The sequence below is a fragment of the Promicromonospora sp. AC04 genome (assembly GCF_003058225.1).
Taxonomy (GTDB): Bacteria; Actinomycetota; Actinomycetes; order Actinomycetales; family Cellulomonadaceae; genus Promicromonospora.
Genome location: NZ_QBUG01000009.1, coordinates 222626 through 238409 on the forward strand (window position 1 = coordinate 222626; position 15784 = coordinate 238409).

Consider the following 15784-nt stretch of genomic DNA (forward strand, 5'->3'; position numbering starts at 1 on the left):
CGCCGCCGTGGGAGGCACTGGCGTTACCCGGAACGGCCGTGACTCCCCGGCGCGCGCGAAGCCGAGTTTGCTGGAGGTACCGCACCGAGAGAGGCATCATGCACCCCACGCAGGCCACGGCAGCGCCCCACGCGAGCAGTCCCGCCAGCCCTTCCACGAGCAACCCCACCGGCACGACGGCGATCCTCGCCGTCATCCTCATCAGCTACTTCATGATCCTGCTCGACAACTCCGTGATCTTCACCGGCCTGCCGAGCATCCGCGCCGACCTCGACCTGGACCCCGCCACGCTCTCCTGGGTGCAGGACGCCTACACCCTCGTCTTCGGCGGACTCCTCCTGCTCGGCGCCCGCGCCGGCGACCTCCTGGGCCGACGCCGCCTGTTCATCGCCGGGCTGGCGGTCTTCGGAGCCGCATCGCTCCTCATCGGGCTCGCGCCCACCGGCTGGTGGATGGTCGCCGCCCGCGCCCTGCAGGGGATCGGCGCCGCCGTCGTCGCCCCGACGTCGCTGGCGCTGATCACCGCACACTTCGAAGGACCTGCCCGCGCCAAGGCCGTGGCCTGGTACAGCGCGACCGCCGGCATCGGCGCCAGCCTCGGGCTGGTGGTCGGCGGGGCGCTCGCGGACTGGGTGTCCTGGCGGGCGGCCTTCCTCGTCAACGTGCCGATCGCGGTGGCGATGATCATCGCGGCCCCGCGCGTCCTCGCCGAGACCGAGCGGCGCACCGGCCGGTTCGACGTCGGCGGCGCGGCCGGCGCGACGCTCGGCATGGGCGCTCTCGTCTTCGGGATCATCGAGTCGGGGGAGCGCGGCTGGGCGTCGCCGGTGACCGTGGGCGCGCTGGTGACAGGGGTGGTGCTGCTGGCCCTCCTCGTCGTGCACGAGTCGCGGACGGCGCACCCGATCATGCCCCTGCGCCTCTTCCGCAGCCGGGAGCGCAGTGGCGCGTACGCCGCACGCCTGCTCTACCTCGGCGCGATGATCGGGTTCTTCTACTTCACCACCCAGTACCTCCAGGACGCACTCGGCTTCAGCCCGCTGCAGGCGGGCCTCGGGTTCTTCCCGATGACGCTCGTCAACTTCGCCGTGGCGCTCGCTGTCCCGAGGCTGATGCGCCGGATCCCCGGCGCCGCGCTGCTGGCGGTGGGGATGGCGCTTACGCTCGTCGGCATGGCCTGGCTGAGCCGAGTCGACGCCGGCGACACCTACCTTGCGGCGGTCGCCCTCCCGATGCTGCTCATCGGCGCCGGCCAGGGCCTCGCCTTCGCCCCGCTGACGAACTCGGGCATCGCGGGCGTCGCACCCGAGGACGCCGGTGCGGCCTCCGGCCTCGTCAACACCGCCCACCAGCTCGGCATGGCGCTCGGCCTCGGCATCCTCGTCGCGGTCTCGGCGAACGCCGGCGCCGGGAGCTCCGACGTCGTCGCGCAGACCTCCGCGCACGTCAGCGCGGCCCTGACCGGTGCAACCGTCCTGGTGGCGCTCGCGCTCGTCGTCGTGCTGGCGGTCGTCCTGCCCGCCCGGCGCCCGGCTTCCACAACCAACCGATAGGAGAGACGCATCATGAGTACCTGGACAGAGGACGAGCTGAGCCGCGTCGGAGACGCGCGCGAGCTCCAGGTCGCCTCCGAGCGACCCGACGGAACGCTCCGCCCGTACGTGGTCATCTGGCACGTCCGGGTGGGCGACGCGATCTACGTCCGCTCCGCGCACGGCCCCGAGAACGGCTGGTTCCGGCGGGCCCAGGCGGCCGGCATCGGGCGGATCAGCTCGGGCGGCGTCGAGAAGGACGTGCGGTTCGAGGCCGCGGAGCCCGAGCGGGCGGACGACGTCGACGCGACCTACCACGCGAAGTACGACCGGTTCGGGCCGGGGCCTGTCGGCGCCGTGACCGGGCCGAACGCGCACGAGACGACGCTGCGCGTGGTGCCGCGCGACTGACCGGCCGGTCCGCTCAAGACGGCACCGGGGCCACGGAAAGGTCCGCTTCGACCAAGCAGTTGGGCCTGAAACTCACGTGAGTTTCAGGCCCAACTGCTTGGTCGAAGCGGACCTTGGGCGTGGTCGGCTCGCCAGAGGTCTACTTCGGCGGGGCGACCTCGTCGATCGCGGCCAGCGCGTTGAGCGTGCGCGGGTAGCCGATGTACGGCACGAGCTGCGTGGCGACGTCGATCAGCAGACCGCGGTCGTTGCCGACGTTGAGGTTGGCCCCGACGTGCCCCTTGACCTGCGGGTCGCAGCCGCCGAGGGACACCAGCATCGCGAACGTCAGCAGCTCCCGGGTCGGCACGTCGATGCCCGAGCGCGTCAGGTGGTCGCCGAAGCAGTTCGCCGAGAGCAGCCGCTGGATGTGGGCGGTGTCGTCGGGTGCGGACGCGTAGAGCGCCTCGACCTTCGCCGCGCCGGCGATCTCGCGCTGGACGGCCAGCCCTTTCTCCGCGCGGGTCTCGGGGGTCGTCGTCGACCGGCCCGGCAGCGGCAGGCCGACCCCGTGCTCGGTCAGCACGTCGTTGGTCGCGCGCAGGAAGGCGAGGGTCTTGGCCGCGCCCACGTAGGGGACGGCCTGGTAGACGATCTCTTTGACCTCGGTGGGCGTGACGCCGGCGGCCAGCGCCGCGCCGACGGCGGGCCGGTACTCCGCCTCGGCCTGGCACGCGATCAGCGCGGCGAGCTGGACCATGAACCGGGTCCGCTCGTCGAGGTCGGAGCCGCGCAGCACCTCGTCGGTGGCGAAGGACCCGAAGTAGTCGACGAGCTCCGGGTCCGTGGCGGCGAGCGCGGCGAGCTGCTCGGCGACAAGCGTGCGGGAATGGTCGTGCGAGGAAGTCATCATGGTTCCTTTCGGGACGGCGGCGCCGCCGTCAGCCTGAATCGACCATGCGGTTGCTGCGAGACCCGGTGTCGGGTTCGGCAGCAACCGCATGGTCGATCGGGGTATGGCCTCAGGCCTCGGGGATCTTGAACCCGGCCGTGTCGAGGGTCAGGGAGGCCGGCTCGGGGCCGCGTCGCACGGCCTTGTCGAGGCCGTCGATGGCGCTCAGCTCGGCATCGGTGAGCTCGAAGTCGAAGACGTCGAAGTTCTCCTCGATCCGATGCGGCGTCACCGACTTGGGGATGGCCGACCGGCCCTCCTGCAGGTGCCAGCGCAGCATCACCTGGGCCGCCGTCTTGCCGTGAGTCTTGGCGATGCCCGCGATAGTGGGGTCGTCGAGCGTGCTGCCGCCCTCGCCCTCGCGGTAGAAGGTGATGCCGCCGATCGGGGACCAGGCCTGCGAGAGGATGCCGTGCTCGGCGTCCGCGGCCAGCACGTCGCGCTGGGCGAAGTACGGGTGGATCTCGATCTGGTTCACCGCCGGCACCACCGACGTCGCGTCGAGGAGCTTGTCGAGGTCCTCCCGCATGAAGTTGCTGACGCCGATCGCGCGGACCTTGCCGTCGGCGAGCAGCTGCTCCAGCGCCCGGTATGCCTCGATCGTGAGGTCGAAGCGCGTGGGCAGCGGCTGGTGCAGGATCAGCAGGTCGAGCTGGTCGACGCCGAGCTTGCCCGCGGACTTCTCGAACGCGTGCAGCGTGGCGTCGTAGCCGTAGTCGCTGATCCAGACCTTGGTCTCGATGAAGATCTCGGACCGGTCGAGCCCGGAGCGGCGGATCGCCTCGCCCACCTCGCGCTCGTTGCCGTAGGCGGCGGCCGTGTCGATGTGGCGGTAGCCGGTCCGCAGCGCGGCCTCTACCGCGGTCACGGTCTCGTCGGGCGGCGTCTGGAAGACGCCGAAGCCCAGGCCGGGCAGCTCGACGCCGTTGTTCAGGGTCAGGTTCGTGTTCATGTGTCTCTCCTCCTGTGAACCATGTAAACCCCGGGCCGCCACTTGAGGGAGGGTCTGGCGTTACCGGTCACGGCAGGGCGTGCCTCCTGTGCCGACGTGTGCCTAGTGTCGAACCATGGACATCGACCCCCGCACCCCGACGACCAAGAACCCGCCCGAGCTGTTCACCGGCGACGTCTGGCTGGACCCGATCGCGGCTCCTCGCACCGAGGGCCAGCGCATGACCGTCGCCATGGTGCGGTTCGCGCCGGGCGCCCGCACGGCGTGGCACTCGCACGCGCTCGGCCAGACGCTGCGCGTGACCCAGGGCGTCGCCTGGATGCAGTCGCGTGGGGGCGACCGGGTCGAGCTGCACGCCGGCCAGACCGCCTACTGCCCGCCGGGCGTCGAGCACTGGCACGGCGCGGCACCGGACAGCTTCATGGAGCACCTGGCCATGCTCGACAACGCCGACGACCCGGCCACGACGACCACCTGGCTGGAGCACGTCACCGACGAGGAGTACCGCGCGGTCTAGCGGCGCAGCACGAACCCGGCGTGGTGCAGCACGCCGTCCACGAACTCGCCGAAGGCCCAGAAGCCCTGGTCGTCCAGGTACGTGATGCGGTCCTCGTCGAGCCAGAACCGCCCCGTGTACGCGTTCCGGCGGCCGCTGCGGGTCTCGCTGTACCGGCCGTCGGCCGTCAGGTGCTGTTCCATTGCCTTGCCCAGGTCGACCCAGGTGCCGAGCCGCGGGTCGCCCGGCGCGGTCCCGGCGCTGCCCGCCGGGCGGGTCGGCGATCCGCGCCACGCCACGACGGTGCCCCCGACGAGCACGGCGAGCAGGTCGCGCGGCGGCACCACGAGCATCCGGGTGATGCGTGACTCGTCCACCTGGCCGTGCACCGCCGCCAGCGTCGCGGCGTTGCCGGGCACGAGGTCGTAGGCGCTCCGGCCGGCCGGCGGCCGCGCCCGGAGCGCGCTCTCGACCTGCAGCGGGACGAGGGTCGTCCCCGATGCGTCGACCACCAGCGCGCCGTCGGGGTACGGCGGCCGCTGTGGCCCGACGTGGGTCAGGATCCCGTCGTCCGCCCACAGCTCGGAGACGGCGGTGCGCGACGGCGAGACCCGCACGGTCGCGTCCGTGAACACGATGGTCTGCGGCTGCCCGACGGCGGTTGAGTCGCTCATGTGCCAACTCTCCGCGTCTCGGCGTCGGCCGGGAAGGGTGCGGTTCTCCTGGGTGCGCGACGGCCACCATGATGTCCGGTCCACCTTGGGTGCGGCGTCGGTCGGTCTACGTCACCGCGGCCTAGGCCTCGACCATGCGATCCAGGAGCCGGTCGAGGAGGTTGTCGGCGCGATCCTCGGCACCGATGTCGACGAGGAGGGTCTGGGACAGCCCGGCGGCGCTCGCCACGATCAGCTCCGCGTCCAGGTCGGCCGCGCGCCGCGCGGAAGCCGTCGCGCCCGTGCGGACCCGTCGAAGCTGTTCCGCGATCGTCTTGATGAGGAATTGCGGCGCGCCCAGCGTGTCCTCCGCGCCGACGTCGGATGCCGTGAGCACGGCCGCGTGGAAGGCGTTGAGGACGATGGCGTCCTGCCGCCGCGCGGCGTCCGCCGGGAGCAGCTCCGTGAGGATCGCGCGGATCACGTCGCGCGGCGCGGGATCGGCGCCGAGCGTGCCGAGGCGGCGGGTGAACCGCGTGCCGGCGTCGGCCACCACCGCCTGGTGTGTGGCGAGCAGGAACTTCCGCTTGGTGCCGAAGTAGTACTGGACGAGGCGCACCGAGATGCCCGCCTCGGCGGCGACCGACTGGAAGGTCGCTGCCGCCAGGCCGTCGCGGGCGATGACCCGTCGTGCGGCGCCCGTGATCTGCGCTCGCCGCTGATCGTGGTCGGCCAGTCGTGGCATCCGGTCCTGCCCTCTCGTCGCGCGGCCGGTCCGGTCGCCTTAGTGGTACGTGCACACCATCATAAGTGATACGGTCATACCAACAAGGCGACGGAGGTGCCATGACCAGGATCGGACGGTTCAAGAGCGACGCCGCGCGAGAGACGTACCTGCGCGCCTACGCCGCGCTGGAGGAGCTCTGGCCGCTGCCGTCGACGCAGGTCGACGTCCCGACCAGGTTCGGTTCGACGCATGTCCGCCGGTCCGGCTCTGGCGACGGGGTGCCGCTCGTGCTGCTGCACGGGTTCGGCGGCAACGGCCTGTACTGGCACGACGTGGTCGAGGGCCTGGCCCGGGGCCGTGTCGTGTATGCCCTGGACACCGTCGGGTCGGCGGGGCGCAGCGTGCAGACCGCTCCGCTGAGCGGCGACGCCGACTACGGCGCCTGGTTCTCCGAGGTGCTGGACGGGCTCGGCCTGGACCGCGTCCATGTGCTGGGGGAGTCGCAGGGCGCCTGGCACGCGACCCTGGTGGCGCTGCACGCGGCGGACCGCGTGGCGAGCGTGTCCCTGATCGAGCCCAATGGGGTGGTCGCCAGGATCCCGGTCCGGGCCCTGCTGAAGATGCTCACGTTCGGGGCGAACCCGACGGACGAGGGCTGGCGCAAGATGGCCGAGTGGCTGACCCCGGGCGTCACCATGACCGACGTCGAGTGGGCGTGCATGAAGGCCGCGCAGGGTTACCGGACCGCGGCCGGATGGGCGCGGCCGCTCAAGGACGCCGAGCTGGAGTCGATAGCCCCGCCGCTGCTGGCGATCTACGGCGCGGAGTCCGTGCTCTCCGACCCACCGGTGGCAAGCCGACGGCTCGCCGAGCACCTCCCGGACGCCGAGATCGAGACCTTCCCGGGTGTCGGGCACGGCCTGCGGGGCCAGATCCCGGACCAGGTCACGGCACGGACCGTGAAGTTCATGGCGCGGCACGACGAGGCAGTGCGACCCGGCCGATGAGTTTTCTCCGGGTGCCGTCGACAGGGATGCTTCGCGGGCAGCGGGGCCTGACGGATCGCGCGGATCACGGAGCTCGCGGCGCGGCACGACGACGGCCCGCCCGCTGAGCGCGGCCGGGCCGTCGTCGGGCCGCCCTGGCTACATGCCCGAGGAGCGGCGGACGTCGAGCGCGAACAGGCCGTCCGGGTCGACCCGCTTGCGGATCTCGTCGACCCGCGCCTCGACGTCGTCCGCGAAGGTCCGGCGCGGCGTGCTCGGCTCCTCGACAAAGGTCGGCGCCGTGCGGTTCGTCGTGTACGGCCGGAGCGTGGCCCGGATCCGGAGCAGGTCCAGGCGTGCCTGCGCAGTGCCCTCCAGGCTCACGGCGAGGCCGACGTTGAACGCGAGCAGCTCTGCGTCGATGCCGCTGAAGGCGCCGGCTCCCGGGGGCGTCTCGGCGAACGCGCCGCCGAGCTGGCGCAGCTCCGCGGCGATCAGCCCGCTCCCGGAGCCGGGTCCGGCCGCCGCGTACCAGCGGTCGATCGTGTCGTCGTCGATCCCCGCGAGGGCGAACGCGTCGCTCGTGTAGGGGATGGGCTCCTCAGGGTCGGCGTGCGTCCGCACGGCGTCGGTGACCGGGCCGACGTGCCAGGTGTCGACGAGCGGTGTGACCAGGGAGGACAGCGGCTCGGCCAGCGCGCGGCGGATGTCCCCGGCGTTCTCCGGTGCGTCGTCGTCCAGCATGATCGAGCCGTCGATCGCGAGGATCTGCCGGCCGCGGAACGGCTCGGGCGTCTCCGGCGCGTCCGGCGCGTTGAGGAGTCGCAGCGAGGTGGTCACGGCGCGGGGCGCGGTCGCCGCCCAGGTGGCCCACGCCCGGGCGACGGGCGCGGCGTCCGTCGCGTCCCAGGCGATCATCCCGGTCAGGACCCTGTGCATCGGGATCATCCGCAGCTCGACCAGCAGCACGACGCCGAAGCCGCCGCCGCCACCGCGCAGCGCCCAGAAGAGATCGGGATCGTTGGTCTCGTCCACGGTGACGATGCCGCCGTCGGCCTGGACGAGGGTGATGGAGACCACGCTGTTCGCGGCGACGCCGACCTTGCGGCCGTAGAAGCTCATGCCGCCGCCCAGCAGGTAGCCGATCGCGCCGACGGTCGGGCTGGAGCCGTGCGGGACGGCGTAGCCGTGCTCCGCGGCGGCCCGCACGACGTCGTCCCACCGGGCGCCGGCCGGGATCTGGACGATGCCGCGGTCCGGGTTCACCCGGACCGGCTGGTCCAGGACGGTACGGAGCACGTGGACCCGGTCCGCGACCGGCCCCAGCATGCCGGTGGAGTGCCCGGTCGAGACCGGGACGACCCGTGCCCCGGCGGAGTCGGCGGCGAGGACCGCGTTCTGGACGTCGGCGACCGTCCGCGCGGTGGTCGCGCCCAGGGGCCGCAGCGGGGCGGCAAGGTTGAAGCTGATCGCGGCCTCGTCGTAGCCGGGGTCGCCGGGGCCGGCGAACGCGTCGTACGACCGGATGGTGCTGGTGCTCGAATTCATGGCGCCGACGCTAGGGAGCCCCGGCCGCCGCGTCGTCGGGGGAGCCACGTACGGCACCACGTATCCGTCCCGGACGGGGTACCTGGGGCAGTCGGCACGGGACCCTCGCGGATCGGGACCGAGACGTATCGCGGGCGGGTCCGGGCGCTCCCTTGTCGTTGTGTATGCATCGATCACCGACCGTGCAGTGCTCGACGACAACGCAGTGACCGACGACGTGATGCCCGGAGACGACGTGACGCCCGACCTGGCCCCGATCGAGGAGCGGTTCGCCAGCGGCGACCTCTCGGGCGCGCTGGCCGGGCTGACCCGGCTCGACCTGACCACCATGCCGGTGCAGCTCTTCGACCGGGCACTTCCCCTGCTCCTGATGTCGGCAATGGTGGTCAAGGGCGAGACGCGGGCGCGCCGGATCCTCGACGACGTGGCACGCGCCCGCGGCGACGCCGACCCGGTGGTGGCCGCCATCCTGAAGACCTACCGGGCCGAGGCCTGTGACGCCCCCGACGCGGCCGAGCGCCTCGCCGGCGAGGCGCTGGCCGAGCTGCGCACGCTCGACGCGGCACCCGTGACCCGGCACCGGGCCCTGACGGCGCTCATCAACGTCCGGGTCGACAAGGGCCTCGGGTTCGACGAGGATGCCTGCCAGGAGGCTGAGGCCCTTGAACCCGGCCTCGCGCTGGTGGCCTCGGTGGACAGCGCTGAGGCGCAGCGCGGCCTGCTCAGCTATCAGGTCGGCGACATCGACACCTCCCGGACCTCGCTCCGCTCGCTCTACGACGAGGCGGTCGCGGACGGCCACTTCATGATCGCCGGCCTGTACGCCACCCACCGGGCGATGACCGAGCTGTACGCGGGCCGCCCCCACGCGGCCCGCGAGTACCTGGACGAGGGCGAGCGGCTCGGCGCAATGCCGCACCCGCCGACGCCGGCGGTGGTCCGCGCCCGAGGCCTTCTCGCCGTCCAGGAACGCGATGAGGGAGCGTTGCGCGCGCTGCTCGCCGAGCCGACCTTCCACGGGTCGGAGGAGCACGGCGCGTTCGGCCGGGCAGCGCTGATCGGGGTGGCGGCCGCCCGGCGTGAGGAGTGGCTGGAGGCGAACGAGCAGCTCCGCCGGGCGGAGGCGCTCGCCGACTCGCTCGGGCTGCACGAGCCCGGCCGGCGGCTGTGGCTGGACTTCCCGCTCGCGCAGTCCTACGTGGCGCTCGGTCTCCGGGAGGAGGCGAGAGCCGTGGTCGAGCGGCTGAGCACCATGTCGGGCGGACGCCGTCCGCTGCTGGACGGCGTCGTCGCCCGGATCAACGGGCTGCTCGCAGCACCGGAGGACCCCGTGCGGGCGCTCGAGCTCCTGGAGGAGTCGGTGGCGATCCTGTCCGGTGCGGGCCTGCCCGACCAGCTCGTGCTGTCGCTGATCGAGCTGGGGCGCCAGCGGCGTGCGTGCGGCCGGTACGCCGAGGCCCGGCGCGCCCTCCAGCGGGCCGACCTGGTCGCCGCGCAGTCGTCGGACCGGTCTCTTTCGGCCGTGGCGCGGCGCGTGCTGGACGGCTCCTCGCTGGACGCGCTGCTCGAACCGCTGACCGAGCGCGAGCGGGAGGTCGCGCTCGCGGCGGCCGACGGCGACAGCAACCGGGTGATCGCGCGTGCCGCCTTCACGAGCGTCCGCACCGTCGAGACGCAGCTCTCGTCGATCTATCGCAAGCTCGCGATCTCGTCGCGCCACCAGCTCACCGCGCTGGTCGCGGCCGCGCGGCGCTGACGCGAGCTATTTGAGAATCGTTCTCATCTCTGGTTCACTCTCCCTCGGTAACGAGAATGATTGTCATTCTAAGAGGAAGGAGCGGGCGGCCCCGACGGGGCCGCCCGACCAACGATGAGAAGTCACACCACTCGCACGGCCGCAGGCCTCGGCGCTGCGCTGTCCCTCGTCCTGCTCAGCGCTTGTGCGGCCGAGGGCGGTCCCGCCTCCGGCTCGGCCTCGGAGTCCGGGACAGATGCGCAGGAGGCACCGGATGCCACCGAGGTCCAGTCGCGCACGCCGCGCGTCGCCGTCACGTACGACGGCGGCATCCTGGTCCTGGACGCGATGAGCCTCGAACCCGTCGGCGACATCAAGCTGGAGGGCTTCAACCGGCTCAACCCCGCCGGCGACGAACGGCACCTGATGGTCTCGACGGGGGGCGAGTTCCGCGCCCTCGACCTGGGCACCTGGGCCGAGGCGCACGGCGACCACGCCCACTACTGGACGGCCGAGCCCACGCTCACCGGCACCGCCTACGACGCCGTGGAGCCCGGTCACGTCGTCGTGCACGAGGGCCGCACCGCGCTGTTCGACGACGGCACCGGCCTGGTGCGCGTCATCGACTCGGAGCACGTGGCCGACGCCGACGCGGCGGCCCGCGAGCACACGACGCCGTCGGCCCATCACGGCGTGGCCGTCGAGCTGAGCGACGACACGCTGGTGGTGTCCGAGGGCACCGAGGAGGCGCGCACGGGAATCCGGGTGCTCGACGGCGACGACGAGGAGATCGCCTCCTCCGACGACTGCCCCGGGGTGCACGGGGAGGCCGTGGCCGCCGACGAGGCGGTGGTGATCGGCTGCGAGGACGGTGCGGTGGTCTATGCGGACGGCAAGATCACCAAGGTCGACGCGCCCGACGCGTACGGCCGCATCGGCAACCAGGCAGGCACCGAGGCGTCGCCGGTCGTGCTGGGCGACTACAAGACGGACGAGGACGCCGAGCTGGAGCGGCCCACGCGGGTCTCGCTGATCGACACGCGTGACGGGGGGCTCGAGCTGGTCGACCTGCCGTCGTCGTACACGTTCCGGTCGCTCGCCCGGGGCGACGACGGCGAGGCACTCGTGCTCGGCACGGACGGCCAGGTGCACGTGATCGACCCCGGGTCGGCGAAGCTGACGAAGTCGATCCCGGTGATCGACGAGTGGACCGAGCCCGTCGAGTGGCAGGACCCGCGCCCAGCGATCCTCGCCCTCGACGGCTCCGTGTACGTCACCGACCCGGCGACGGACTCGATCCACGCGATCGACGTCGAGACGGGCGAGGTGTGGAAGTCGGCCGAGCTCGGCGTCACGCCGAACGAGCTGAACGGAGTGCTGGGCACCGAGCCCCACACGCACTGACGCCGGCTTCGCTGGTCTCGCCGGAGGGTTCGATAGCGCACGTGCAGATGCCGGTCACCGACCCCGCGGGGTCGGTGACCGGCATGCTGGAGGTGGTCGAGGGGCAGCGCGGCTGACCGCCGGCTACTGCTGGGCGAAGAACGTCCGCAGGTCCTGGACCACCAGCTCCGGGACCTCCAGGGCCGCGAAGTGGCCGCCCTTCGGGAACTCGGACCAGTGCTCGATGCGGGCGTTGTCGCGTTCGGCGAGGGACCGGATGGTCTGGAAGTCGTCGGCGAAGACGGCGACGCCGATCCGGCCCGTGCTCACCACGGGCTCCGCGCCGGTGCGCAGCTCGGTGTAGTGGTAGCGCACCGAGGTGGCCGACGTGTTGGTGAGCCAGTACAGGCTGACCTGGGCGAGCACCTGGTCGAGGGCGACCAGGCTGGTGCCGTTGCCGAAGTTCTCGAACAGCTCGCTGTAGGCGAGCTGGCCCACCGGCGAGTCGCTGAGCCCCGCGGCCACGGTCTGGGGCCGGGAGCCGTTCATCGTGTTGTACCCGCCGACGCTCTGGAACCACTGCATGTGCGCCAGGGCGGCGAACTCCTTGGGGCCGAACCCGTCCATCTCGCCCTCCGCCCCCGACGGGAAGGAGAAGAGCTGGAGCAGGTGCGCGCCGAGGAAGCCCTCGGGGTCCAGCACGGCGAGCTCGCGCCCGATCAGCGTGCCGGCGTCGCTGCCGTGCGTGCCGTACGACTCGTAACCGAGCCGGCGCATCAGGGTGTCCCAGGTGCGGGCGACGCGGGCCATGGTCCAGCTGCCGCCGTCGGCGGGCTCGCTCAGCGGGGTGCTGAAGCCGAAGCCGGGGATCGACGGGACGACGACGTGGAAGGCGTCCTCCGCGCGGCCGCCGTGCGCGACCGGGTCGGTGAGCGGGCCGATCATGTCGAGGAAGTCCAGGAACGAGCCCGGATAGGTGTGGGTCAGGACCAGGGCGCGCGCGCCCGGCTCGGCCGAACGGACGTGGAGGAAGTGCACGGTCTGGCCGTCGATCTCGGTCAGGAACTGCGGGAACGTGTTGGCCCGCTCCTCGACCGCGCGCCAGTCGAAGCCGGTGCGCCAGCGGTCGACGGCGTTGCGCAGGTAGGACTCGGGGGTCCCGTAGTCCCAGGAGTCGCCGGGCGCGGCCGGGGCGAAGCGGGTGCGGGCGAGCCGCTCCTGCAGGTCGTCGAGGTCCGCCTGCGGGATCTCGACGCGGAACGGGCGGATGTCGGAGGTGGTGGCTGAGGTGTTCTTCGTGGTGTCCATGTCTCCGACACTACGAGGGATTCAGGAACGGTTCTTTCCTCTATTCTGAGCGAGTCCCAAGAACTTTCAGAGTTGCGTGAGGAGCCGCGATGAGTACGACGGCGGGGCGGCTGCTCGCCCTCCTGGGCCTGCTGCAGTCCCGCGCCGAGTGGACCGGGCCGGAGCTCGCGGCGCGGCTCGACGTCACCGACCGCACGGTGCGCAACGACGTCGCCCGCCTGCGCGAGCTGGGGTATCCGGTCGACGGCGTCCGCGGGCCGGGCGGGCGGTACCGGCTCGGCGTCGGCGGCAAGCTGCCCCCGCTGGTGCTCGACGACGAGGAGGCCGTGGCCATCGCCGTCGGGTTGCGCTCCGCCAGCGCCGTGGCGGGCATCGAGGAGAGCAGCGCCCGCGCGCTGGGCAAGCTGGAGTACGTCCTGCCCGACCGGCTGCGGCGGCAGGTCGCCGCGCTGCGCTCCGCCACGAGCGCCGGGCCGGCGAACACGAACAGCAACGTCGAGGACCCCGCCGTCGACCCGGCCCTGCTCACCGAGCTGGCCGCCGCCATCCGCGACCACCAGGGGCTGCGCTGCTGGTACCGCGAGGAGCCGCGGGAGGTGGAGCCGGTCCGGCTCGTGGCCTGGCAGCGCAGGTGGTACCTCGTGGGGCGGGACGTCGGCTCGGGTCGGTGGCAGCCGTTCCGCGTGGACTGGCTGGAGCTGCGCACACCCGGCGGACGGCGGTTCGTGCCCACCGAGCCGCCGTTCGACCTGACCGAGTTCGTGGTACGCGAGGTGGCGCGGACGGGCTGGGCGGTGCACGCCAGGATCGTCGTGCACGCGCCGGCCGAGGAGGTGCTCGCGCGCATCAACCCGGCCGTGGGGACCGTCGAGCCGCGGGACGACGCCACGAGCGTGCTCGTCACCGGCGGGGACAGCATCGAGACAGTGGCCGTGTGGATCGGGATGCTCGGGCTCGACTTCACGGTGCGGGAGCCGCAGGGCCTGGTGGACCACCTGGCGGCGCTGTCCCGGCGGTACGCGGCGGCGGTCCGTGACGACCTGACCGGCTCCGGATGGTCGAGCACCAGCAACGGATAGCCCATCTGTACCAGGGTTCACAGAGGGCCTTCATGAAGAGTGATGGCACCATTTTCCCAGGTCCCGGGTGTTCCGGTCCTGATGGAGGGGGAATGTTGATGAGAAGAGCGTCTGCGCTTCTCGCGGTGATCTCGTTGATGGCCTCGATGCTGGGGCTGGTTGTCGGGGTGGCCGCGCCTGCGTCCGCCGCGGCACGTGACGGGGTCTGCGACATCGGCGAGTTCTGTTACTACTACAACAGCGACAACGCGGGGTCGATCTCGGACTTCGCCGGTTCGGTCAGCGACTACGCCACCACGCAGCCGTCGTGCTACGACTTCAAGGGTGCGGGCGCCGGCCAGGGCGAGTGCATCAAGAACAACGCGGCTTCGGTGTGGAACCGGACCGGCGAGACGGTCCGCGTCTACTACAACACCGGCTACGGCGGCGAGTACCAGAACATCGGCCCGGGATACAAGGGCCAACTCAACGAGGAGCTGTACAACAACAACGCCTCGCACCAGTTCGTCGGGACCGAGGGCACCGACAGCGGTGCACGCAGCGGTACCTGCGAGAGCGGCGAGTTCTGCTACTACTACAACAGCGGCAACGCGGGATCCATCTCGGACTTCACCGAGTCCGCCGGCAGCTACGGCGACGCGCAGCCGACTTGCTACGACTACAAGGGTGCGGGCGCCGGCCAGGGCGAGTGCATCAAGAACAACGCGGCCTCGGTGTGGAACCGGTCCACCAAGACGGTCCGCGTCTACTACAACAGCAACTACGCGGGCACCTACCAGGACGTCGCGCCGGGCTTCAAGGGCCAGCTCAACAGCACGCTCTACAACAACAACAACGCCTCGCACCAGTTCGTGGGCGCCACCGTTCCCGGCAGCGGCTCCCGCAGCGGCACCTGCGAGAGCGGCGAGCTCTGCTACTACTACAACAGCGGCAACGCGGGGTCCATCTCGGACTTCACCGACTCGGTCGGTGACTACGGCACCTCGCAGCCGTCGTGCTACGACTTCAAGGGTGCGGGCGCAGGCCAGGGCGAGTGCATCAAGAACAACGCCGCGTCGGTGTGGAACCGGTCCAGCAAGACGGTCTGCGTCTACTTCAACAGCTACTACGGCGGTTCCTCGCAGGCCGTCGCGGCGGGTTTCAAGGGTCAGCTGAACGGCACGCTGAACAACAACAACGCCTCCCACAGGTTCATCACGGGCACCGAGTGCCCTGTCTCCGAAGGCGGTGGTGGGGACACCAGTGGTGACTACGCGCAGAAGGTCGAGCGGGTCATCCAGTTCGCCCTGTCGCAGACGGGCCAGGGTCTGACTTATTCGTGGGGCGGCGGCAACAAGTACGGCCCGACCTACGGCATCTGCTGCAGCCCCGGAGGCCTCGACGACAGTGTCCGGTTCGGCTTCGACTGCTCCGGCCTGACGCAGTACGCGTTCTGGCAGGGCGCGGGCCTCGACATCGGTACGACCAGCCGTGCCCAGGTCAGCACGGGCACGCGCGTCTCGATGAGCAACCTACAGCGCGGTGACCTGATCATGTGGGGCGGCTACCCGTACACGCACCACGTCGCGATATACCTAGGAAACGGCCAGTTGGTAGAGGCGAATGTACCCCGCACCTCGACCAGCGTGCACGTGAAAGACGTGTACGGAGGTGACTTCGGAGTCCGGGTAAGCATGTGATCCTGGTAGGCATGTGAGATCGGCACGGTCCGGCCACCGAACTCGGTGGCAGGACCGTGCCATCGCCGGTCAAGGCGTCGTCGGCCACGATTGTCGCGAGCGACGTCTTGGTGCCCACGGGTGCGGAGGAACGGCCCGATTTCGTCTTCTGCACATGACTGCGGGATCCCGGTCGCGGTCGTTTGTGGTTGGCGCGGGCAAAGTCGCTGCGCTTGCGCCGAGGAGTACTTGACTGATGGCGCCGTCCGTGGCGCGCGAACATCTGGCAACGGTGTGATCTGGCTTGCGCTCAACGAGTAGCCGATCCCGTTTCGAGCATCGTGAGGCCGTGACCAGCTGCTGGTCACGGCCTTACTGCGCTGTG

General features: G+C 71.4%; 14 protein-coding genes. 8 read left to right on the forward strand and 6 right to left on the reverse strand.

Annotated elements, in window-relative coordinates:
• Positions 1–98: 98 nt before the first annotated feature.
• Together C8K30_RS22575 and C8K30_RS22580 are read left to right on the forward strand one after the other, a co-directional pair.
• Complete coding sequence (locus C8K30_RS22575; protein ID WP_108495129.1) at positions 99–1553, forward strand: MFS transporter; 1455 nt, start codon at positions 99–101, stop codon at positions 1551–1553.
• Positions 1554–1565: 12 nt separating this feature from the next.
• The gene (locus C8K30_RS22580) at positions 1566–1943 is read left to right on the forward strand and encodes a DUF2255 family protein (protein WP_199230645.1); all 378 of its coding nucleotides are present in this window, start codon (positions 1566–1568) and stop codon (positions 1941–1943) included.
• 139 nt (positions 1944–2082) lie between these two features.
• On the opposite strand, the gene C8K30_RS22585 is transcribed toward C8K30_RS22580, so the two are convergent.
• Positions 2083–2832 (reverse strand): carboxymuconolactone decarboxylase family protein, encoded by a 750-nt coding sequence (locus C8K30_RS22585; protein ID WP_233257375.1) that lies wholly within the window; start codon positions 2830–2832, stop codon positions 2083–2085.
• A gap of 112 nt (positions 2833–2944) precedes the next feature.
• Entirely contained in the window at positions 2945–3826 is an 882-nt protein-coding gene (locus tag C8K30_RS22590) for an aldo/keto reductase (RefSeq protein ID WP_108495132.1), read from the reverse strand.
• 115 nt (positions 3827–3941) lie between these two features.
• Here C8K30_RS22590 and C8K30_RS22595 point away from each other — a divergent pair, with 115 nt between their 5' ends.
• Positions 3942–4343, forward strand: coding sequence for a cupin domain-containing protein (locus C8K30_RS22595; protein ID WP_108495133.1), 402 nt, complete (start codon positions 3942–3944; stop codon positions 4341–4343).
• Here C8K30_RS22595 and C8K30_RS22600 read toward each other — a convergent pair.
• Both C8K30_RS22600 and C8K30_RS22605 read right to left on the reverse strand, forming a co-directional pair.
• A complete protein-coding gene (locus tag C8K30_RS22600; RefSeq protein ID WP_108495134.1) occupies positions 4340–4996 on the reverse strand; it encodes an Atu4866 domain-containing protein in 657 nt (218 codons plus the stop codon). The two genes, C8K30_RS22595 and C8K30_RS22600, sit on opposite strands and share 4 nt — an antisense overlap.
• A gap of 121 nt (positions 4997–5117) precedes the next feature.
• Positions 5118–5720, reverse strand: a complete 603-nt coding sequence (locus tag C8K30_RS22605; protein WP_108495135.1) for a TetR/AcrR family transcriptional regulator — start codon at positions 5718–5720, stop codon at positions 5118–5120.
• A 101-nt stretch (positions 5721–5821) separates the two neighbouring features.
• Here C8K30_RS22605 and C8K30_RS22610 point away from each other — a divergent pair, with 101 nt between their 5' ends.
• Positions 5822–6709, forward strand: coding sequence for an alpha/beta fold hydrolase (locus tag C8K30_RS22610; protein WP_108495136.1), 888 nt, complete (start codon positions 5822–5824; stop codon positions 6707–6709).
• Positions 6710–6847: 138 nt separating this feature from the next.
• On the opposite strand, the gene C8K30_RS22615 is transcribed toward C8K30_RS22610, so the two are convergent.
• A complete protein-coding gene (locus tag C8K30_RS22615) occupies positions 6848–8236 on the reverse strand; it encodes an FAD-dependent oxidoreductase (RefSeq protein WP_158281101.1) in 1389 nt (462 codons plus the stop codon).
• Between the two features lie 160 nt (positions 8237–8396).
• Here C8K30_RS22615 and C8K30_RS22620 point away from each other — a divergent pair, with 160 nt between their 5' ends.
• The gene (locus C8K30_RS22620; RefSeq protein ID WP_158281102.1) at positions 8397–9992 is read left to right on the forward strand and encodes a LuxR family transcriptional regulator; all 1596 of its coding nucleotides are present in this window, start codon (positions 8397–8399) and stop codon (positions 9990–9992) included.
• Positions 9993–10106: 114 nt separating this feature from the next.
• A complete protein-coding gene (gene aztD / locus C8K30_RS22625; RefSeq protein ID WP_108495139.1) occupies positions 10107–11375 on the forward strand; it encodes a zinc metallochaperone AztD in 1269 nt (422 codons plus the stop codon).
• Positions 11376–11498: 123 nt separating this feature from the next.
• On the opposite strand, the gene C8K30_RS22630 is transcribed toward aztD, so the two are convergent.
• Positions 11499–12662, reverse strand: a complete 1164-nt coding sequence (locus C8K30_RS22630) for an epoxide hydrolase family protein (RefSeq protein WP_108495140.1) — start codon at positions 12660–12662, stop codon at positions 11499–11501.
• An 89-nt stretch (positions 12663–12751) separates the two neighbouring features.
• Between C8K30_RS22630 and C8K30_RS22635 the strand changes: the two genes are divergently transcribed.
• Positions 12752–13741 (forward strand): YafY family protein, encoded by a 990-nt coding sequence (locus tag C8K30_RS22635; protein WP_108495141.1) that lies wholly within the window; start codon positions 12752–12754, stop codon positions 13739–13741.
• Between the two features lie 98 nt (positions 13742–13839).
• The gene (locus tag C8K30_RS30775; protein ID WP_199230646.1) at positions 13840–15420 is read left to right on the forward strand and encodes a peptidase inhibitor family I36 protein; all 1581 of its coding nucleotides are present in this window, start codon (positions 13840–13842) and stop codon (positions 15418–15420) included.
• The last annotated feature ends 364 nt before the right edge of the window (positions 15421–15784 follow it).